We start from the raw sequence: 19,874 nt of genomic DNA on the forward strand, positions 1-19,874 counted from the left end.
ACGCGCCGTGACCGAGCCCGGAGCCTTCCTGCGGCGGCTGTTCGCGGCCGCCCTGGCCGCGGCCGATCCTGCCGTCAGCCTCGCCCGGGCCCTGCCGGAGCCGCCGCGCGGCCGCACGATCGTGGCCGGCTGAGGGCCCTGTTCCTGGCTGGGGTCGACACGTTCCGCCTCGACGTCGGTCATGGCACGCAGGATGATCACGCCCGGGTTGGCGCCGCGATCCGGGCCCTGGGGACGGAGGTCGGTCGCCCGATCGGCATCCTCCAGGACTTATGCCAACGGCCCAGGATGCTGACGCATCGACTCCGATCTCGGGCAAGCCCGAGATCGACAGGGCTATCGACCCATTTCGAATTTTCGATACCGAGCCAAAGGCTTGGCAGGAATCCGAAAACGGAACCAGAGGTCATTTTCAATGACCTCTTGTATTCTACGCCGGCCGCAGGGAAACGCCTCCCGACAATGCTCGCCTGTCGCCGTTACAGATCTTCCGGCTGAATCCGCAAGCATAGATATTAATAATCATTCAAAATAAGCAGATATATTTATACAGCCGACTACGCCCTGCCGAGCGTGGAGATATATCAATTGAATTCACTAAGCGCTCAAATTCAGTCGATAGCGGTATACATCTCCCCGGAACAGGCCCTCGACATACTCGATCATGACTGAGTCCTGATTGTAGCTGTGGCGCTTGATCAGCAGGCACGGGAGCGGCCGTTCGAAGGCGAAGATCTCGCATTCGTCCGCCGTCGGCATCGTCGCCTCCACCGTCTGCTCGCAGCGCACGAGACGGCCGTTCGGGTGCCCGCCCAGGAAGGCGTAGACGGAGCCGGAGAGATCGCCGGTCTCAAGGGCGGGCACCGCGCGGATGTTGTACCAAGCGACCTCGCGGGACATCGGCACGCCGTCGCCGGAACGAACGCGCGTCAGGCGCAGGAACGGGGCCGTCGAGGGCAGGCCGAAGATCGAAGCGATCGAGCGGTCCTGGGTGACCGCCCGATCGAGAATGCGCGAGGACGGGATCTTCCCCAGCTCCCGCATCTCCTCCGTGAAGCCCTTGAGCCGGTCCATGCCCGGGCGCACGGGCTCGGGGGGGCGGCGTACGAGGAAGCCGGAGCGCCCGCGCGGCACAAGGAAGTCGTTGTCGCTGAGTTCGGCATAGGCGCGCTGGACGGTGACGCGGCTGACCCCGAGGCTGTCGGCGAGCTGGCGCTCTGCCGGCAGGATGACGCCCGGCGGCAGCGAACCCGACAGGATGAGCTCGCGCAGTTGGCTTTCGATCTGCCGGTACAGCGGCATCGCCGTGTCGCTGCGCAGTCGCAGGAGAGAGAGCACCGAGGGACGCTCGTCTCCCGCGAAATCCGGCTCGACCTCACCGCCTGTCGTCCGATTTTTGGGGCGCACGTCCGATCGACCTCCGCTACAGATGCTTATATCGGATAGGCTCGGAGCACTCCATGCGCGTCTTCGTCATCGGAAGCTTCGTGATGGCCTGCTCGGTCAAGGTCGCGCGGCTGCCGCAGGCGGGCGAGTCCCTCAATGGCTTGGCCTTCCTGGCGGAGCCTGGCGGCAAGGGCTTCAACCTCGCGCTCGCCACGCATCGGCTCGGCATCACGGTGGACGGACTCTTTGCGGTCGGCACGGACATGGTCTCCCCGATGGTCCGCTCGACCTTCGCGCAAGTCGGGTTCTCCGAGGAGATGCTGGTGCCACATGCAGGCTCGACGGGCGCCGGCGTCGCCTTCGTCGATGCCTCCGGCGAGAACTGCCTGGCGGTGTGTCTCGGCGCCAACCTCGCCCTCGATGCGGACGACGTCCGAGCCGTCGCCGCCCGTGTCGGGCGGGCGGACCTCGTGGCAGCGACCTTCGAATCGCCGGACGCCCCCACCCGCGAGGCCTTCGCCCTGGCTCGGGCGCTGGGCCGGCCCACGCTGCTCAACCCGTCGCCGGTGCGCCCCATCGATCCGGGGATCCTTGCCGACACGGCGATCCTCGTCGTCAATGCGGTCGAGGCCGCCGACCTCGGCCTCGGAACTCCCGACACCATCGCCGACGCCCGGGCCGCGACGCCGGCCATTGCCGCACTGCTGGACGGCGGCCTCGAACTTCTGGTGGTGACCCTGGGAGAGTGCGGCGCGATGGCGTTCCGCCCTGGATCGCCGCCCCTGCACCAGCCGGCCTTCGCGGTGGCGGCAGTCGATACGGTCGGTGCGGGGGACGCCTTCACGGCCGGGCTGATGGCGGGCCTGCTCGCGCACGAGCCTCTCGCCGCGACCCTGCGACAGGCCGCGGCGTGCGGTGCGCTCACCACCTGCCGATTCGGGACCTTCGACGCCTTTCCGACCGCGCAGGCGTTGGCCGCCTTCCTGGACGGCGACGCGGCTTGATCTACGCCGCACCCAAGCACTTCGTCGTCTGCCCACTGAACAGCGCGAGCGAGGCGACGATGCTCAGCAACTCCGCCTGCCGCTTGGTCCCGGTCTTGTTGAAGATCGAGGTGAGCTGGGTGCGGACCGTGCTCGTCTGGACGCCGACGCTCTCGGCGTAGCTCTGCAGGCGCAAGCCCCCGGCCAGCGCCTGGAGCAGCCGCGCCTCCGCCGGGGTGAGGTTGAACAGCATGTTCAGGAGGCCGTCGTCCGGAACGGCCCGCGCGCCGACGTGCACGAGGACGAGCAGCACCGCCGAGGCACCGAAGACGTCGCCGGGGTGCCGTTTCAAGCGCATGATATGAGCGATCTGAGGGCGGTGGTCGGAATAGCTGCGCACCGGCATGGTCTGCGCCGCATGCCGGCCTCCGACGACGTTGCCGATCGCCTCCTGCAGCAGATTGCTGTTGATCGGGCTCTTGAACAACTGACCGCCGTGCTGGCCCGGGGGCAGGACCTCCTCCCGCTCCTGCAGACGAGCGTTCATGGTGAGAACCCGCCCCGAAGCCGACAGGACCGCGGCGGGGAGTCCGATCTGGTCGAGGGTCATGCTGGTGAGGTGGGAGCGCTCGCAGTTGAACCGGGCGCTGAGATGACAGGCGCGCACGAGATGGGGCCGCAAGGCGTCGAGCCTGGGCAGGATGGAGGCTTCGTGGGGGCCGGTTTGGGCCCGACGTTCGGCGGTGACGATCGCCACGTCACCTGTCGGCAGGGGGATCGTCGTCCCTACCTGCCAGAACGGCGTCTCGATCTCGCAGGGCCAGCCATCACAGGAGCCCGACACGAGGTCGATGTCGCGCATGAAGCCCGCTTGGGCCTCGGCGCGCCATTGCGCCGTGCGCCTGCCGCTGCGCCAGGAGGTCGAGGCCGTCCGATGACCCAGAGGCGGCTCCAAAGCCGGCGAGGCGATCCAGCGGGGCGTACCGACGGGGGGCAGCACGGTGAGCACGGCGCCGTCCGAGTTTGCCGTATCGCCGAGCGACTGAAGGACTTCCGGCCAGAGCTCCGGGGTTCCCGCAGCCTCGTAGATCCGGTCGATAAGCGCTTCCCGCATCAAGACGCCCCACGATGATCTCGCTGGTTGCGGTAATACCAATATCAGTCCAAAACAGGCAGCGGCATCCTCCAAACAGATGATGCCGCCGGCGAGGGACGGTGCGCCGAGCATCTCTCAAGCAAGTCCGCCGTCCCTTCGCGCCATCGGACGGGGGAACGACACGGCCTCCGGACGCCAAGGGGCGTGACGCTGCCCCGGATCTTCGAGGCGCTGCAGGGGGGCTCGGCTAGGCAGATTTCGCAAAAGGGGTTGCCGGTTTTGCGGTAAAAATCTGCGACAAAACAAGAATTTAAGCGGACGAAGCGTTGGCGTGCCAACGCAAGTCTGCTTGGGCGACGCCCCTGTCGAGCAGCAGGGAGTTGAGCTCGCCGTGGCTTCTCATACGATTTCCGATTGATCGCTTCTGGCGATCCCTGCGGGATCGCTTCGCGACGCGGAAATCGACTTCGCTCATGCGCCGCGCCTCCGGGTGAACAGGCGCTCGCGCAACCGCCCGACCTGGTTCTCGACCTGCCCCTTCTCCCAGCGTGAGCCGGCGCGCAGGCCACTGGGCCCTGCCCGCCGCCCTCGAACGGATCCGCCGCGAACTCGAGGCGGCCCGTGCCGAGGCGCTGCGCGAGGGCGTGCACTCGGCCGACGTGGTGCTCGACATCCCGGCCCGCCAACGGGCGCCACCCCGACCCGCTTCGCCGGGCTGGTCAGGGGCGTCGCGCCACGCGCAACAGGGGGCCCGATTGGACGCCGATCAGGGGCCCCGTTCCGATGCCGTTCGACAATCCGAGGTGCCACGGGCCGGGCGGCGGAGGCGATCGGCGGCATCGGCATGCGCATCCGCGAGATCAGCTAAGCAGCCTTGTGTTGGAGAGCCAACGCTTCGTCCGCTCAGGTCTTTGTTTTGCCGCAGATTTTTGTCGCAAAACCGGCAAAAACTTTTGCGAAATCTGCTTAGGTCTCCGCCTTGATCGCCGCGGCGATGAAGAAACAGGGCGCGGCGACCCGGGAAATCGTCCGCGACGTCTCCCTGGCGGCGACCTGGAAAGGCGCAGGTGCACGTTGACTCACCACCGACCAAGCGAACCTCGTTCGCGAGGCCGGCGATCATGCAGCCTGCCTCTTGGCCTTCGAACCCGCACCTGCGCTCAACGAGAACGCATATGCGGCGATCATTCGCTGATCGGCATCGTGATTGCCGTGGAAGCTTCCTGCGGGAGATGCCGATTCCGGGCGGCCGACATACGCGAAGGTTGGCTGCTTGCAGGCGACATCCGTTGCGATGGCTTCGAGCCGGCGGTCCAGCCAGTTCCACGCGCCCATGTTCCGGGGCTCCTCCTGCACCCAGACGAGCCGGGCGTCCGGCCAGCGCTGGAGAAGCGCCCCGATCTGCTCGGACGGCAGCGGATAGAGACATTCGAGGCGCAGGATGGCGACGGTCGTCGCGTTGCGTCTGGCGCGTTCTTCCTCGAGGTCGTAGGCGATCTTGCCCGAGCACATCAGCACGGTGTCGATCGGGCCGTCGGGCACGCTCGATATCACCGGCTCGAACGCGCTGCCCGGCTGGAAATCCGTCACGGGCGACAGCGCTGCCGGAAGGCGCAGCAGCTTCTTGGCCGCCATCACGATCAATGGACAGGTGTACCGGCCGAGCCCTTGCGCGCGAAGCAGATGGAAGTAGTTGGCCGGAGTCGAGGGATTGACGATACGGATGTTGTTGTCGGCGGCAAGCTGGAGATACCGTTCGAGACGGGCAGACGAGTGCTCCGGTCCCTGCCCTTCGAGTCCGTGCGGCAGCAGCATGACGAGACGAGAGGGATTGCACCATTTCGCCTCGGCAGCCACGACGAACTGATCGATCATGATCTGGGCGCCGTTCGCGAAATCACCGAATTGCGCTTCCCAGATGACCAACGCATCGCTTCGCTCGAGGCTGTATCCGTATTCGAAGCCGAGCACGGCATATTCCGACAGCGGCGAATTGAAGGCCTCGAAACTCGGCTGCGCGCCGATATGGGCGAGACTCGTATGCGTGACGCCGGTGTCGTAATCGGCCAGCGCGAAATGGCGATGCGAGAAGGCGCCACGCACCACATCCTGTCCGGACAGTCGCACGGCCACGCCGTCGCGCAACAGACTGCCGACGGCGAGACTCTCGGCGGACGGCCATGGCACGCCCGCGGCATCGATCAGTCGCTGCTTCAGCACGCGGCCCATACGCGGGTGCAGCGTCATGCCGGCGGGGGCGGCCGCGAGCAGGTCGGAGAGCGTCTGCAGCGTGCCGGCGCTGACGCCGACGTCGGTCGGTCGCGACGTCGGCCGGGGCCGACGGCGATCGGCCTCGATGGGGTAGCCCGGAGCCTCGTCGTAGCCCGCCTGAAGTCGCGCCCGCGCGGCGTCTCGCATCGCGGTCACCTCGGCCTGCGTCAGCCTGCCCGCCCGGATCTCCTGCTGCGCGAATCCCTGTGCGACCGGCGGGTGCTCGGCGATGCGGGCGTAAAGCGTCGGCTGCGTGAAGGCTGGTTCATCGATCTCGTTGTGGCCGTTGCGACGGTAGCAGACGAGGTCGACGACGGCGTCGCATCCCTGGACCTGGCGCCATGCGACGGCGATGTCGGCGGATTTCGCGACGGCGGCCGGATCGTCGCCGTTGACGTGCAGGATGACGCTGTCGACCGCCTTCCATGACCCGGTGCAGTAGCGCGACGTGCGCGCTTCCTGCTGCGGCGTCGTGAAGCCGATCTGGTTGTTGACGATCAGATGCACGGTCCCGCCGACGCTGTAGCCGGCAGGACCGCCGAGCTGAATGCATTCGGCGACGAGGCCCTGGCCGATCACGGCGGCATCGGTGTGGATGATGATCGGCAGAACCGTGCGAGCATCGCCGGCCTCGTCCTGCGCTGCGCGGGCGCGGCCGAGAACCACCGGATCGACGGCCTCGAGGTGGGATGGATTGGCCAGCAGGCTGACGGAGATCGTGCGGCCGTCCAGCATCAGCTCGGTCTCGTAGCCGAGATGGTACGGAACGTCGGCCGGGCGTGCAGCGTCGGCCGGGAAGGGATGCGCGCCTTTGATCTCGGCGATCAGCCGGGCGAAGGGACGTCCGAGCACATTGTGCATCAGGGACAGCCGACCGCGGTGCATCGTGCCGATGATCGCGCGCGTCACGCCTTCGTTGGCGGCACGGGTCAGCACGCGGCGCAGCAGGGGCACGATGGCCTCCGCCCCCTCGGCGCCGAAGCGCTTCTTGGTGGGAAACTTCTTGGCGAGAAACGCTTCGAACTCTTCCGCCGCGATCAGATCGGCGAGCAGCCTGTGAGGCGTTTCGGGCGCGGGCAGGCCGGCCCCGGTCTCGACCGCCGAGCGCAGCCAGCTGCGTCGCGACTCGTCGTCGATATGGGCGGATTCGATCGCCAGCGTACCGGCATAGACGGCCTGTAGCGGGTCGTGCGTCGCCGTTCGTGGCGCCAACGGATCGAGTTGCGCCTGCAGGTGGCCGCGGTCGCGCCACAGCGCGTCCTGCCCCGTGCGGAGGTCGGCGCCCGGGGAGCCGGTCTCGGCGAGAACCTCGAACACGACCCGCCAGCCGGGCTCGACCGATTGCGGATCGGCGTCGAAGGCCCGTTGCATCGCGTCGAGATAGGCATAGCTGACGCTCGAGAGCGGCGATGACCGCATTGGCAAGTCCCCGAAGCCGTTGGAATGTGCGAGATCGCGCTCGCTCGCGCGATGATAGGCACCGGCGCCGCCGCGACCTATGCGCCCTGGGAGATAGAAGATATAACCGGAGTGTCGGTGCTGGAAGCGATCTGCCGTGGACCTCCTCGAGATCCGGTATTTTCTGGAGGTCGCTGCGGTCGGTTCGCTGTCGCGCGCGGCCGTGCGGCTGGGAGTCAGCCAGCCGGCGTTGAGCCGGCAGATCGGCAAGCTCGAGACCGAGCTCCGCGGGCCGCTCTTCTACCGGCACGGGCGCGGCGTCACGTTGACGGCAGCCGGCCGGCGCTTCCTTGATGTCGGCCAGAGCGTGATCCAGCAGCTCTCCGACCTGCGCGAGGAATTGGCCGCGGGCACGCTCGACGTGTCCGGTGAGATCACGCTCGGTATCCCGCCCTCGCTGGCGGCGAGCCTCGGTGCCGATCTGGCGCTGCGCTTCGCCGCGGAGTTTCCGAAAGCGCGCCTCCGCATCCGCGAAGCATTCAGCGCGATTCTGCTGGAATGGACCGAAGCGCAGAGGATCGATGTCGCCGTTCTCTACGATGCGCGCAGCAGCCCGAGCTTGATTACCACGCCGCTGCTGTTGGAGGATCTGTTTCTCGTCGAGCGTCCGGCCGCGGACGGAGACGACCACGACGATCCGGTCATGCTCTCCGAACTGGCGGGTCGCGAATGCGTGCTGCCCGGCCCGGAGAACGGTTTGCGGCGCGTGCTGGATTCGGCCTGCGCTTCGGAAGGCATTCGTCCCCACGTGGTGACCGAGGTCGATTGCGTTGCGGCGCTCAAGCAACTGGTCGAACGCGGCGTCGGCGCGACGGTGCTGCCCTTCGGGTCGGTGCATCGCGAAGTGAAGGACGGCAAGCTGCGCGTACGCCCCTTCGCCTCCCCGGCGATGCGCGCATTGCTGGTGATCGCCACGCCGAGCAACAAGCCTGTGACGCCGCTGGTCCGTGCGGTCGTCCGCATCATCGAGGATGCGGTCGAGACCAGCGTTCCCCTCGACGTGTTGCGCGGCGTGACCCGCAAGGCGGACGGTAGGGCGCTGCGATCACCGAAATAGCCATCCGGCGCGCGGCAGCCCCAGCCGCGGCGGGCGGCCTGCTCGGTACCGTTATAGCTGATATCAGCGCAGCCGGGCTTTTCGCGAATGCTCGGATCGGGGTGAATATCCGGCAATCCACCCCGGACTGCTCCCTGTCGCTTCCCTACGGAACGACGGCGGAGTCGCATCCGCACGGGATGGAAATCGGGAGGAAAATTTGCCGCGTTTGCAGGATAAGGTCGCGCTCGTCACGGGCGCCGGCTCCGGGATCGGCTTCGCCATCGCCGAACGTTTCGCTGCGGAAGGCGCACGCCTCCTCGTCGTCGACTGGAATCCTGAAGCCGCCGCGCGCGCGGCCGAGACGATCGGTCGAGGCGCCATCGCCGTGCAGGCCGACGTCACTCAGGTTGCCGATGTGCAGCGGACGATCGACCAGGGCCGGGAAGCATTCGGCAGGATCGACATCCTGGTCAACAACGCTGGCACCAGCCACGAGAAGGGCCCGTTCGAGGGCGTTCCCGAGGCCGAGTTCGACCGCATGTTCGACGTCAACCTCAAGTCGATCTTTCATTATTGTGCGGCGATCTCGCCGGTCATGCGCAAGCAGGGCGGCGGCGTGATCCTCAATGTCGGATCGACGGCCGGAAATCGGCCGCGTCCCGGCCTTGCCTACTACAACGCCAGCAAGGGGGCGGTGCATAATCTCACCAAGACCCTGGCGCTCGAACTCGCCGGAGCCCGGATCCGCGTCAACGCGCTGGCGCCGGTCGCGACGGAAACCCCTCTCCTGAAGACGTTCATCGGTGGCGACGACACGCCGGAGCTGCGTGCGCAGATGCGCGCCATCGTGCCGCTCGGGCGACTCGCCCAACCCCGAGACGTGGCCAATGCGGCGCTGTTTCTCGCATCCGACGAGGCGGAATTCCTGACCGGCGTCATCCTCGACATCGATGGCGGCCGGAGCATCTGACGCATTCGCCGACGGCGAATATCAAGCACGACAAGAATAACTGCCCATTGTTAGCAATAATATCCGAGGGAGGAAACGCCAATGCACGAGATCGAGACGGCCACGATTCGGCGCATCACATGGAGATTGATCCCGTTCCTGTGCCTCTGCTACTTCATCAGCTGGCTCGATCGCGTGAACGTCGGCTTCGCTGCGATCGCCATGAACGCGGATATGGGGTTCTCGCCGGCGCTCTTCGGTCTCGGCGCCGGCATCTTCTTCATCGGATACGTCCTGTGCGAGCCGCCCAGCAACCTGGCGCTCCGCAAGTTCGGTGCGCGCGTCTGGATCGCACGCATCATGATCACCTGGGGCGTCATCTCGGGCGCGATGGCCTTCATCCAGGGCCAGTGGAGCTTCCTGTCGCTCCGCCTGCTGCTCGGCATCGCCGAGGCCGGCTTCTTCCCTGGCATCATCCTGTACCTGACGCTGTGGTTTCCCGCGAAGTACCGCGGCCGCACCTTCGGCCTGTTCATCCTGACGACGCCGCTCGCCAGTGTCATCGGCGCTCCGATCTCCGGGGCGCTGTTCGGGATGCACGGCCTGCTCGGCCTCGAAGGCTGGCGCTGGATGTTCCTGATCGAGGCCATTCCGGCCGTCGTCCTCGGCGTGGTCTGCCTGTACTACCTCACCGACAAGCCGGAAGACGCGACGTGGTTGACCAAGGAGCAGCGCGACTGGCTGACCAGCACGATGCGTGCCGAAGAGGCCGCCCGGACCCACGACCACGGCACCGTCCATCTGATGGATGCGCTGAGGAGTAGCCGCCTGTGGCTGCTCGGGCTCGTCTATCTCGGACCCGTCATCGGCCTCTACGGCCTCGGCTTCTGGATGCCCCAGATCGTCAAGGGTCTCGTGCAGTCGCACGGCATCACGAACCCGTTCTATCTCGGCCTGTTGACGGGCCTTCCGAGCGTCGGGGCGGCGATCGGCATGGTCTACTGGACCCGGCATTCCGACCGCACCGGCGAGCGCATCTGGCACTTGGTCGGGCCCCTGTTCGTCGGCGCCGCCGGGATGGTGATGTCGGCCTACATGAGCAGCCCGGTCGGCGGCCTGATCGCGCTGTCCATCGCGCTGATCGGCGTCAACGTCTCGCTGCCGGTGTTCTGGACCCTTCCGACCGCCTTTCTCACCGGGGCGGCGGCCGCCGTCGGCATCGCTCTCATCAACTGCATCGGCAATATCGGCGGCTACCTCGGACCGCAGCTGATCGGAATCGTGAAACAAAGCACCAACAGCATTGAGATCGCGCTGCTCGCGATTGCATCATTGATGCTTCTCGCAGGCTTCATCGCCCTGTATCTCGGCCACGCCCGCAAGCACGACGTCGCCAAGATCGTGCCGGCAGAGTGAGATGACGCGTATGACGACAGCCGAACCGACCGCTTCGATCGCGCAAGGCGCCACGACCCGCGACCTGACGGCGGATCCCGCGAGGTTCGCACGCGAGATCCTGGATCCGATCCGCGCGGTCGTGGGCGAGCGTGGCGTGATCACCGATCGCGCCGCCATGCAGCCCATGATGGTCGCTTGGCGCGACAACTGGAACGGTCGGGTCCCGCTCGTCGTCATGCCGGCGACAACCGAGCAGATGGCGGCGGTCGTCGCCATCTGCGCGAGGACGAACACGCCGATCGTGCCGCAAGGCGGCAATACCGGCCTGACAGGTGCAGGCCAGCCGCACGGCGACGACTCTGAGATCGTCGTCTCGACGCGACGGATGAACAGGATCCGCGAGATCGACCTCGCGAACGACACCATCACGGTCGATGCCGGCGTCGTGCTGCAGGTCATCCAGGAAACCGCGAGAGCGAACGGCCGCCTGTTCCCGCTGAGCCTCGGTGCCGAGGGCAGTTGCCAGATCGGCGGAAACCTCTCGACCAATGCCGGCGGCGTGCAGGCGCTGCGCTACGGCACGGCGCGCGCGCTCGTCGCCGGGCTCGAAGTCGTGCTGCCGGATGGTCAGATCTGGGACGGCCTGCGCGGTCTGCGCAAGGACAATGCAGGCTACGACCTCAAGCAGATCTTCATCGGCGCCGAGGGCACCCTCGGCATCATCACCGCGGCGACGCTGAAGCTGCTGCCGTTGCCGAAAGCTTCCGCCACGGCCTTCCTCGCGACGCCGTCACCGGCCACCGCGGTCTCCTGGCTGCGGCGCGCCAAATCCTCGCTCGGAGACAGCATCACCACGGTCGAGTTGATGGAGCGACGCTGCCTGGACGTCGCCATCAAGCACAATGCGAGCATCCGCGATCCGCTGCCGACGCGCCACGACTGGTACCTGCTGGTCGAGGTTGCCGATCAAAGCACGCACGACGCTCTGGAAGCCCACCTGCTGTCGGCTCTCGAAGCCGGGCTCGACGGTGGCGAATTGGTCGACGGCACGGTCGCCAGTTCGGCCGAGCAGGCCGCTGCCCTCTGGCGCATCCGGGAAGGCACGCCGGAGGGCCAGCGTCTCGAAGGCGCATCCTACAAGCACGACGTCTCGGTCCCGATCTCGAAGGTGGCTCAATTCATCGAGGAGGCGAACGGAGCGCTCGAAACACGCTTTCCGGGCCTGCGATCCTTCGCCTTCGGCCATCTGGGCGACGGCAATATCCACTACAATCCGCTGCAGGCGGAGGGCGGCGACGGGAGCGTCTGGCAGTCCTACCTGCCGGAGGTCAATCAGATCGTCCACGACATCGTCGCCAAGCTCGGCGGATCGATCACGGCGGAACATGGTATCGGCCGTCTGCGCATCGGCGAAGTCGAGCGCTACAAAAGCGACGTCGAAATGATGATGATGCGCAAGTTAAAGAACTGCTTCGATCCATATAATATCATGAATCCCGGCAAATTGCTCACACGCGCTCGTCTGTCTCCCGGCACAGCCGGCTGACCTGGCGCTTGGAGATGCCCGTCCCGCCCAGGGCCTGGACGAGATCATCGACGGCGCGGGTCGAGATGCCCTGGATGCAGGTCTCCTGGATCACGGCGGCCCGCGCCTTCTCGGTCATGCGACGCGGCTCGGGGAAGCTCGGGAAGTCGCTCCCCGTCCGCAGCTTCGGGACGCGCAGCTCGACCGTGCCGGCCCGCGGCTGCCGGTCCCGGTCACGGTAGCCGTTGCGCTGGGCCAGCCGCTCTGGGTTCTTCTCGCCGTGGGCCGCGCCGGTCAGGCCGCCCACCTCCAGTTCCATCAGACGCTGCGCGGCAAAGCCGATCATCTCGCGCGGCACGTCCGCGTCGGCGCTCTTCTCGGCCAGCGCCCGCAGGCTCATCATGGCATCGGTCATCGGGGGTCTCCCGGGTTCGGGGTTGGTGGCTCGCAGCCCGGTCCTGACCCGGCACCGCCGATGGCCCCCCCCGCGGGAGATCCCGCCTGCTCCAGCGCTGTGGAGGGCGCGCCGGCGGGCTCTCCCGCTCTCGGTCAGCTACACCACTCCAAGGGACACCACCCGCGCGGTGATTCCCTGCGCGGTCTTGCCGGCTGGAGGGCGCGGTGCGACGAGCCCAGATCCGCTATGACGGAGCCGATCGTGCGGACCGGGAGCCCCCCGCTTCGCCTTCGTCCGAAGCTTGCGGGCACGCCATGTTGAATACCGGTTCGAATGCGCCCATCGAAGACGACAAGAGCCTCGAGCGCGCCCTGGGGCATCAGGTCCGGACGCTGCGCCGCGAACGCGAGCTTTCGCTCGCCGACCTCGGGGCCGCGGCCGGCATCTCGCACGGCATGGTCTCGAAGATCGAGAACGGACAGATCTCGCCGTCGCTCGCCACGATCAACGCCGTGGCGCGCGCGCTGAACGTGCCGATCACCACCCTGTTCGCCGCGTTCGAGGAGAGCCGCGACTGCTCCCACGTCCGGAAGGGGACGGGCGTCGTGATCGAGCGGCGCGGCACCAAGGTCGGCCACATCTACGAGCTTCTCGGTGCCGGCATCCGCGGCGAGACCGTGCTCGAGCCCTACCTCATCACGCTGCAGGAGGATGCCGAGGCCTATACGGGCTTTCGCCACGCCGGCGTCGAGTTCATCTTCATGCTGAGCGGGGAGGTGCGCTACCACCATGCCGGCCAGGACTACCACCTGAAGCCCGGCGACGCGCTGCTGTTCGACGCGGAGGCCTTGCACGGGCCGCGCGAGCTGATCGAGCGGCCGATGACCTATCTCTCGATCATCGCGTATCCGCGGACGTAGACCCTTCAGGCCCGTCCACGGCCTCGGCCGTTCACCGTCGCGCCGCGGGTTCCAGCCGCCCGCCGTCGCTCGGCCCTGGACAGCTCGTCCGCCCCGGCAAAGCCCGTCGCCGCGGCGATCTGCGCTGCTGTCAGCGCCGTCTCGCGGCGCAGCTGGCGCGCCCGGTCGAGCCGCAGGCCGAGATAGTGCCGGTGCAGCCCGTGCCCGAGCCCGTCGGCGAACAGCCGTTCGAGCTGACGCACCGAGACGCCCGCGAGCGCGGCGAGCGCCGTCCGCGCCAGAGGGCCCTCCAGGTTGGCCTCCATGGCGGAGAGCACCCGCAGCAGGCGGGGATCGCGCACGCCGAGGCGCTGGCGCAGGTCCATCCGCTGCGGGCTCAGGCCCTCCCGGATCCGGTTGTGCAGGAACCAGTCGCCGACGCCGGTGGCGAGGCCCGAGCCGTGGTCGCGTTCGATCAGGTGGAGCATCAGATCGAGGGCGGCGGTTCCCCCCGAGCAGGTGACGCGGGTGCCCGCGATCTCGAACAGCGAGCGGACCACGTCCGCCTCGGGATACTGCTCCTCGAAGGCCGGCACGTGCTCCCAGTGCAGGGTGCAGCGGCGGCCATCGAGCAGGCCGGCCCGGGCGAGGAGATAGGGACCGCCCGAGATCCCGCCGACCACGGCGCCGCTCCGGGCGAGGTCGCGCAGCCAGGCCGAGAGGGCGGGATCGTCGAACGCCGCCGGGTTGGCGCCGGCGCAGACGAAGACCCGGTCGGTGCCCGGGACCGCGGCGCCGACCGCGACGTCGGTCGGAATCGCGACGCCGCTCGAGGCCCGCGCAGGGCCGCCCCCCGGTGCGGCGTGCCACCAACGGTACAGATCGGCGCCCGACAGGGTGTTGGCGGCCCGCAGCGGCTCGACCGCCGCCGCGTAGGCCATCAGCGGGAAGTCGGGCACGAGCACGAACCCGATCGTCCGCCGGACCCGCTCCGTCCCGCACGCGATCGCCGTTCCCGGAATCGTCGCCAAGGGCCGCCTCCGAGGGACACGACGAGGATTTCGGCGCGATTTGCGGGAAAGACGTCGCGAAATGCAAGCCGAGACGGCCTGGATGCCGGCTAACGAAGGTCGGTCGCCCGGCGCTCCCGACAGGTTCCCCGATGCACTTCTCGCTCCTCAGTGTCCTGGCTCAAGCCCTGCGGGGGCAGCGGGGCTGGGCGCCGCACTGGCGGGACGCCGACCCGCGCGACGCGTACGACGTCGTCATCGTCGGCGGCGGCGGCCACGGCCTCGCGACCGCCTACTACCTCGCCAAGGAGCACGGCATCACCGACGTCGCCGTGCTGGAGAGGAGCCACGTCGGCTCGGGCAATGTCGGGCGCAACACCACGATCGTGCGCTCGAATTACGGCCTGCCCGGCAACATCCCGTTCTACGAGCGGTCGATGAAGCTGTGGGAAGGGCTGGAGCAGGACATCAACTACAACGCGATGGTGAGCCAGCGCGGCGTCCTGAACCTCTACCACTCGGACGGCCAGCGCGACGCCTATGCCCGGCGCGGCAACGCCATGCGGCTCGCCGGCGTCGATGCCGAGCTCCTCGACCGCGACGGCGTGCGGGCGATGGTCCCGTTCATCGACTTCGACAATGCGCGCTTTCCCGTGAAGGGCGGCCTCCTGCAGCGCCGCGGCGGCACCGTGCGCCACGACGCGGTCGCCTGGGGCTACGCCCGGGCGGCGGATGCCCGCGGCGTCGACATCGTCCAGAACTGCGCCGTCACCGGGATCCGGCGCGAGGGCGGGCGCGTCGTCGGCGTCGAGACGAGCCGCGGGCCGATCCGGGCGAAGAAAATCGCGCTCTCGGTGGCGGGATCGTCCTCGCTCGTCGCCGCCATGGCGGGCCTGCGCCTGCCGATCGAGAGCCACGTGCTCCAGGCCTTCGTCAGCGAGGGCGTGAAACCGCTGATCGACTGCGTGATGACCTTCGGCGCCGGCCACTTCTACATCAGCCAGTCGGACAAGGGCGGGCTCGTGTTCGGCGGCGACATCGACGGCTACAATTCCTACGCCCAGCGCGGCAACCTGGCGACGATCGAGGACGTGATGGAGAGCGGCATGGCGCTGTGGCCGGCGCTCGGCCGCCTGCGCCTGCTGCGGCACTGGGGCGGCATCATGGACATGTCGATGGACGGTTCGCCGATCATCGACCGCACCGGGATCGACGGCCTCTACCTCAATGCCGGCTGGTGCTACGGCGGCTTCAAGGCCACGCCTGCCGCCGGCTTCTGCTTCGCGCATCTCGTCGCCCGCGACGAGGCCCACCCGGACGCCGCCGCCTTCCGCCTCGACCGCTTCGCCACCGGCCATCTCATCGACGAGAAGGGCGTGGGCGCGCAACCGAACCTGCATTGAGGACCCGCACCGATGCGCATCCGATGCCCGTATTGCGGCGAGCGCGACAACGGCGAGTTCAGCTATCGCGGCGACGCCGCCCCGAGGATCGCCGGGGGAGACGCCGCCACGCCGGAGGCCCTGCACGACGCCGTCTACCTGCGCGACAACCCGGCGGGGCCGATCGACGAATTGTGGTTCCATGCCGCCGGCTGTCGCGCCTGGCTCGTCGTGACCCGCGATACCCGCACCCACGCCATCGCCTCCGTCGCGCCCGCCCGCGCCGTCGCCCGCGCCCGGCAGACCGGAGACGCTCCATGACCGCGCCCGCCCTCCGGCGCGCCGACGCGCCGCCCTCCGCGCAGGCGCAGCGGGTCGCCGGCGGCCTGATCGACCGCATCCGTCCCCTGGCCTTCACCTTCGACGGGCGCCGCTACGGCGGCTTCCAGGGCGACACCCTGGCCTCGGCGCTGCTCGCCAACGGCGTGCGCCTCGTTGGCCGCTCCTTCAAGTACCACCGGCCCCGGGGCATCCTGTCGGCGGGCTCCGAGGAGCCGAACGCCCTCGTGGAGCTGCGGGGCGGCGCCCGGCGCGAGCCCAACACTCGCGCCACGGTAGCGGAACTCTACGACGGCCTCGAGGCCGCGAGCCAGAACCGCTGGCCCTCCCTCGCCCTCGACGCGCTCGCGGTGAACGGCCTCGTCGGCCCGGTCCTCTCGGCGGGATTCTACTACAAGACCTTCATGTGGCCGTCGGCCTTCTGGGAGACGCTCTACGAGCCGCTGATCCGCCGCGCCGCCGGGCTCGGCCGGGCGGGGATCCAAGCCGATCCGGACCGCTACGATCGGACCCACGCCCATTGCGACGTCCTGGTGATCGGCGCCGGTCCGGCCGGCCTCGCGGCGGCGCTGGCGGCCGGGCGGGCCGGCGCCCGGGTCATCGTGGTCGACGAGGACTTCGTGCCCGGCGGCCGCCTCAACGGCGAGCGCCGGGAGATCGCCGGGCGACCCGCCGCCGAGTGGCTCGCCGCGACCCTCGCCGAGCTGCGCGGCCTGCCGGAGGTGCGCCTCCTCACCCGCACCACCCTGTTCGGCGTCTACGATCACGGCGCCTACGGGGCGGTCGAGCGGGTATCCGACCACCTCGCGGTGCCGCCCGCCCACGCCCCGCGCCAGCGGCTGTGGCGGATCGCGGCGCGTCGCGCGGTGCTGTCCGCCGGCGCCATCGAGCGCCCGCACGTCTTTCCCGGCAACGACCGGCCCGGCGTGATGCTGGCCGGCGCGGTACGGACCTACCTCCACCGCTACGGCGTGCTGCCGGGCCGCCGGATCGCGGTCCTCACCTCCGGCGACGACGGCTGGCGCACGGTGGCGGACGTGCTCGCCGCCGGCGGCGAGGTCACGGCGGTGATCGACTCGCGGCCGCGGGCGCCGGAGGCCCTGCGCCGCCGGGCCGAGGCGGCGGGCGCCCGGGTGATCCTCGGCGGCGGCGTCACCGGCACCCGCGGCCGCCTCGGGCTCGCGGCGATCGAGGTCGTGGACGGGCGGGGCGTCGGCGCCACCATCGCGTGCGACTGCCTCGCGACCGCCAATGGCTGGAACCCCGCGATCCATCTCGATTCGCACCTGTCGCGCCGGCCGGTCTGGTCGGAGGCGATCCAGGCCTTCGTGCCGGGCCCGGCGCCGGGCGGCATGATCGCCGCCGGCGCCGCCGCGGGCCGCCTGACCCTGGCCGAGTGCCTGGAGACGGGGAGCGCCGCCGGCGCCGCCGCGGCGACGGCATGCGGGTTCGCCGGAGACCCCGCCCCCGCTCCCGCGACCGACCCCGAGAGCACTGCCCACACGCCCGTGTGGCGGGCGGCGCACCCGTCCGGCCGGCGCGCGGCCGGCAAGGCCTTCGTCGATCTCCAGAACGACGTCACCGCCGACGACGTCGCGCTGGCCCACCGCGAGGGTTTCGGGGCGGTCGAGCTCCTCAAGCGCTACACGACCCTCGGCATGGCGACCGACCAGGGCAAGACCGCCAACCTCGCGGGCCTCGGCCTCATGGCCGAGCTGACCGGGCAGCCGGTCCCGGCCGCGGGCACCACGGTGTTCCGCCCGCCCGTCACCCCGGTGGCGATCGGCGCCCTCGCGGGGACGCATCGCGGCCGGGAGTTCCGCCCGACCCGCCGGGTCGCCTCGCACGCCTGGGCGGAGGAGCACGGCGCCGTGTTCGTCGAGGCCGGTCTGTGGCTGCGCCCGGCCTACTACCCGAGGACGGGGGAGGCCGACTGGCTCCAGACCGTGATCCGCGAGGTCGAGACGGTGCGGGCCCGCGTCGGGCTGTGCGACGTCACGACCCTCGGCAAGATCGATATCCAGGGCGCGGATGCCCTCGCCTTCCTGGAGCGCGTCTGCGCCAATCGCCTCGCGGGTCTGGCGGTCGGCCGCACGGCCTTCGCCTTCATGCTGCGCGAGGACGGGTTCCTGAAGGACGATTGCTCGATCGCCCGCCTGGGCGAGCGGCACTTCGTGATGACCGCATCGACCGTGCACGCCGCCAAGGTGATGGAGCACCTCGAATACGGCCGCCAATGGCTGTGGCCGGAACTCGACGTGCAGCTCGCCTCGGTGAGCGAGCAATGGGCGCAGTTCGCGATCGCCGGCCCGCGCGCCCGCGACACCCTGCGGGCGGTGATCGACGACGGGTTCGACCTGTCGAACGACGCCTTCCCGTTCCTCGCCTGCGGCGCGGTCACGGTCGGGGGCGGCGTTCCGGCGCGGCTGTTCCGGCTCTCGTTCTCGGGCGAGCTCGCCTTCGAGATCGCGGTGCCGGCCTCCTGCGGCGACGCCGCCTGGACGGCGCTGATGGCGGCGGGCGCTCCGTTCGGCATCGCGCCCTACGGCTCGGAGGCGCTCGGGGTGATGCGGATCGAGAAGGGCTACGCCGCCGGGCCCGAGATCGACGGCCGGACCACCGCCCGCGACCTCGGCCTCGCCGGCATGGTCGCGAGCGACAAGGATTTCGTCGGGCGCCGGATGGCGGGACGGCCGGGCCTGATCGATCCCGATCGGCCGGCGCTCGCCGGCTTCCGCCCGGTCGAGCGGGGGGAGCGCCTGCGCGCCGGCGCCCATTTCCTCGCGCTCGGCGCCGCCCCGAGTCTCAAGGCCGACGAGGGCACGATGACCTCGGTCGCCTACTCGCCGAGCCTCGGCCACTGGATCGGCCTCGGCCTGATCCGGCGCGGGCCGGAGCGGCACGGCGAGCGGGTGCGCGCGTACGATCCGGTGCGCGGCGGCGACATCGTGGTGGAGATCTGCGCCCCCACCTTCATCGACCCGCAGGGGGAGAGACATCATGGCTGAGGCGGCCGGTACCCTGTGGCGACCGTGCAGCCCGTGGGGAGGCGTCGCGCGGCCGGGCCGGTACGGCGCGACGGCCGGCGCGCCCGGCCTCCACGTCGCGCCGCGCGATCGCCTCGGCCTCGCGACGATCGTCGCGGCGAACGGGCGGGAGGGGGCTCTAGCCGGTCGCCTCGCGGCGTTCGGCGGGCTGCCCGAGCCCGGCAAGGCCTGCATGTCCGGCGAGCGCGGCCTCGTCTGGTCGGCGCCCGGCCAGTGGCTCGCCGTCGCCGAAGACCCTCGCGCGCTTGCCGGCCTCGCCGAGGACCTGCGCGGGCTCGCCGCCGTGACCGAGCAGAGCGGGTCCCGCGCCGTCCTGCGCCTCACCGGTCCGCGCGCGCGCGACACCCTGAGCAAGGGCGTCGCGGTCGACCTGCACCCCCGCGCCTTCGAGCCCGGCGACGCCGCCGTCACGGTGATCGCCCACGTCGGTGCGCAGCTCTGGCAGCGCGACGCCGCCCCGACCTACGACCTCGCGGTGCCGCGCAGCTTCGCCGTCAGCGTCTGGACTTGGCTCGACGGGGCGGCGGCGGAGTTCGGTTACGTCGTCGCGGCAGGGTGACCTGTGGTGCGGTGATCGGCTTTTGGAGCGGTGCCGACCGCCGACGTCGTCGTTCGACCGCGCCGGCGACCGGGAGCCGCGAGTTCTTTCCTTCCGTGCGTGTCCGAGGGAGGCCGCGCTTCTCCCTGTCCGCATA

At 69.4% G+C, this 19,874-nt stretch carries 15 protein-coding genes and 2 pseudogenes; 12 read left to right on the plus strand and 5 right to left on the minus strand.

Annotated features, from left to right (window positions below; translation table 11 throughout):
• The first annotated feature begins 7 nt into the window (after positions 1 to 7).
• Both EOE48_RS30175 and EOE48_RS29730 read left to right on the plus strand, forming a co-directional pair.
• Positions 8 to 133 carry a hypothetical protein gene (locus EOE48_RS30175; protein WP_281292723.1) on the plus strand — a complete coding sequence of 42 codons (126 nt, stop codon included), beginning with the start codon at positions 8 to 10 and terminating at the stop codon, positions 131 to 133.
• Positions 130 to 286, plus strand: a pseudogene (locus EOE48_RS29730) (pyruvate kinase); the annotation flags it as partial. The gene EOE48_RS30175 and the pseudogene EOE48_RS29730, both read left to right, overlap by 4 nt.
• 311 nt (positions 287 to 597) lie before the next feature.
• Here the strand turns inward: EOE48_RS29730 and EOE48_RS03715 are convergent.
• Positions 598 to 1,302 carry a GntR family transcriptional regulator gene (locus EOE48_RS03715; protein ID WP_246153941.1) on the minus strand — a complete coding sequence of 235 codons (705 nt, stop codon included), beginning with the start codon at positions 1,300 to 1,302 and terminating at the stop codon, positions 598 to 600.
• Positions 1,303 to 1,460: 158 nt separating this feature from the next.
• Between EOE48_RS03715 and EOE48_RS03720 the strand changes: the two genes are divergently transcribed.
• Positions 1,461 to 2,390, plus strand: coding sequence for a ribokinase (locus tag EOE48_RS03720; RefSeq protein WP_127727430.1), 930 nt, complete (start codon positions 1,461 to 1,463; stop codon positions 2,388 to 2,390).
• A gap of 1 nt (position 2,391) precedes the next feature.
• Here the strand turns inward: EOE48_RS03720 and EOE48_RS03725 are convergent, their stop codons facing one another.
• Both EOE48_RS03725 and EOE48_RS03735 read right to left on the minus strand, forming a co-directional pair.
• Positions 2,392 to 3,597: a helix-turn-helix transcriptional regulator gene (locus tag EOE48_RS03725; protein WP_127727431.1), complete on the minus strand. Its 1,206-nt coding sequence runs from the start codon at positions 3,595 to 3,597 to the stop codon at positions 2,392 to 2,394.
• 987 nt (positions 3,598 to 4,584) lie between these two features.
• Complete coding sequence (locus EOE48_RS03735; protein WP_127727433.1) at positions 4,585 to 7,155, minus strand: 2-oxoglutarate dehydrogenase E1 component; 2,571 nt, start codon at positions 7,153 to 7,155, stop codon at positions 4,585 to 4,587.
• A gap of 136 nt (positions 7,156 to 7,291) precedes the next feature.
• Here EOE48_RS03735 and EOE48_RS03740 point away from each other — a divergent pair, with 136 nt between their 5' ends.
• From EOE48_RS03740 to EOE48_RS03755, 4 genes are all read left to right on the plus strand, one after another.
• Positions 7,292 to 8,251: a LysR family transcriptional regulator gene (locus EOE48_RS03740; RefSeq protein WP_127727434.1), complete on the plus strand. Its 960-nt coding sequence runs from the start codon at positions 7,292 to 7,294 to the stop codon at positions 8,249 to 8,251.
• A gap of 199 nt (positions 8,252 to 8,450) precedes the next feature.
• Positions 8,451 to 9,203 carry a glucose 1-dehydrogenase gene (locus tag EOE48_RS03745; RefSeq protein WP_127727435.1) on the plus strand — a complete coding sequence of 251 codons (753 nt, stop codon included), beginning with the start codon at positions 8,451 to 8,453 and terminating at the stop codon, positions 9,201 to 9,203.
• A gap of 81 nt (positions 9,204 to 9,284) precedes the next feature.
• Positions 9,285 to 10,598 carry an MFS transporter gene (locus tag EOE48_RS03750; protein ID WP_127727436.1) on the plus strand — a complete coding sequence of 438 codons (1,314 nt, stop codon included), beginning with the start codon at positions 9,285 to 9,287 and terminating at the stop codon, positions 10,596 to 10,598.
• Positions 10,599 to 10,608: 10 nt separating this feature from the next.
• Positions 10,609 to 12,126, plus strand: coding sequence for an FAD-binding oxidoreductase (locus EOE48_RS03755; protein ID WP_127727437.1), 1,518 nt, complete (start codon positions 10,609 to 10,611; stop codon positions 12,124 to 12,126).
• Here EOE48_RS03755 and EOE48_RS03760 read toward each other — a convergent pair.
• Positions 12,092 to 12,520: pseudogene (locus EOE48_RS03760) on the minus strand (transposase); the annotation flags it as partial. The gene EOE48_RS03755 and the pseudogene EOE48_RS03760 sit on opposite strands and share 35 nt — an antisense overlap.
• A 296-nt stretch (positions 12,521 to 12,816) precedes the next feature.
• Here EOE48_RS03760 and EOE48_RS03770 point away from each other — a divergent pair.
• Positions 12,817 to 13,422 (plus strand): helix-turn-helix domain-containing protein, encoded by a 606-nt coding sequence (locus EOE48_RS03770; RefSeq protein ID WP_127727486.1) that lies wholly within the window; start codon positions 12,817 to 12,819, stop codon positions 13,420 to 13,422.
• A 5-nt stretch (positions 13,423 to 13,427) separates the two neighbouring features.
• Here the strand turns inward: EOE48_RS03770 and EOE48_RS03775 are convergent, their stop codons facing one another.
• Positions 13,428 to 14,342: a GlxA family transcriptional regulator gene (locus tag EOE48_RS03775; RefSeq protein ID WP_127727487.1), complete on the minus strand. Its 915-nt coding sequence runs from the start codon at positions 14,340 to 14,342 to the stop codon at positions 13,428 to 13,430.
• Between the two features lie 221 nt (positions 14,343 to 14,563).
• Between EOE48_RS03775 and EOE48_RS03780 the strand changes: the two genes are divergently transcribed.
• The 4 genes from EOE48_RS03780 to EOE48_RS03795 are packed head-to-tail and all read left to right on the plus strand — an operon-like array spanning position 14,564 to position 19,738.
• Complete coding sequence (locus tag EOE48_RS03780) at positions 14,564 to 15,814, plus strand: sarcosine oxidase subunit beta family protein (protein WP_127727439.1); 1,251 nt, start codon at positions 14,564 to 14,566, stop codon at positions 15,812 to 15,814.
• Between the two features lie 12 nt (positions 15,815 to 15,826).
• Complete coding sequence (locus EOE48_RS03785) at positions 15,827 to 16,114, plus strand: sarcosine oxidase subunit delta (RefSeq protein WP_127727440.1); 288 nt, start codon at positions 15,827 to 15,829, stop codon at positions 16,112 to 16,114.
• Complete coding sequence (locus EOE48_RS03790) at positions 16,111 to 19,140, plus strand: sarcosine oxidase subunit alpha family protein (protein WP_127727441.1); 3,030 nt, start codon at positions 16,111 to 16,113, stop codon at positions 19,138 to 19,140. Before EOE48_RS03785 ends, EOE48_RS03790 begins: the two co-directional genes overlap by 4 nt.
• Positions 19,133 to 19,738 (plus strand): sarcosine oxidase subunit gamma, encoded by a 606-nt coding sequence (locus EOE48_RS03795; protein ID WP_127727442.1) that lies wholly within the window; start codon positions 19,133 to 19,135, stop codon positions 19,736 to 19,738. Before EOE48_RS03790 ends, EOE48_RS03795 begins: the two co-directional genes overlap by 8 nt.
• The last annotated feature ends 136 nt before the right edge of the window (positions 19,739 to 19,874 follow it).

The sequence above is a fragment of the Methylobacterium oryzihabitans genome, from assembly GCF_004004555.2.
Classification (GTDB): Bacteria; Pseudomonadota; Alphaproteobacteria; order Rhizobiales; family Beijerinckiaceae; genus Methylobacterium; species Methylobacterium oryzihabitans.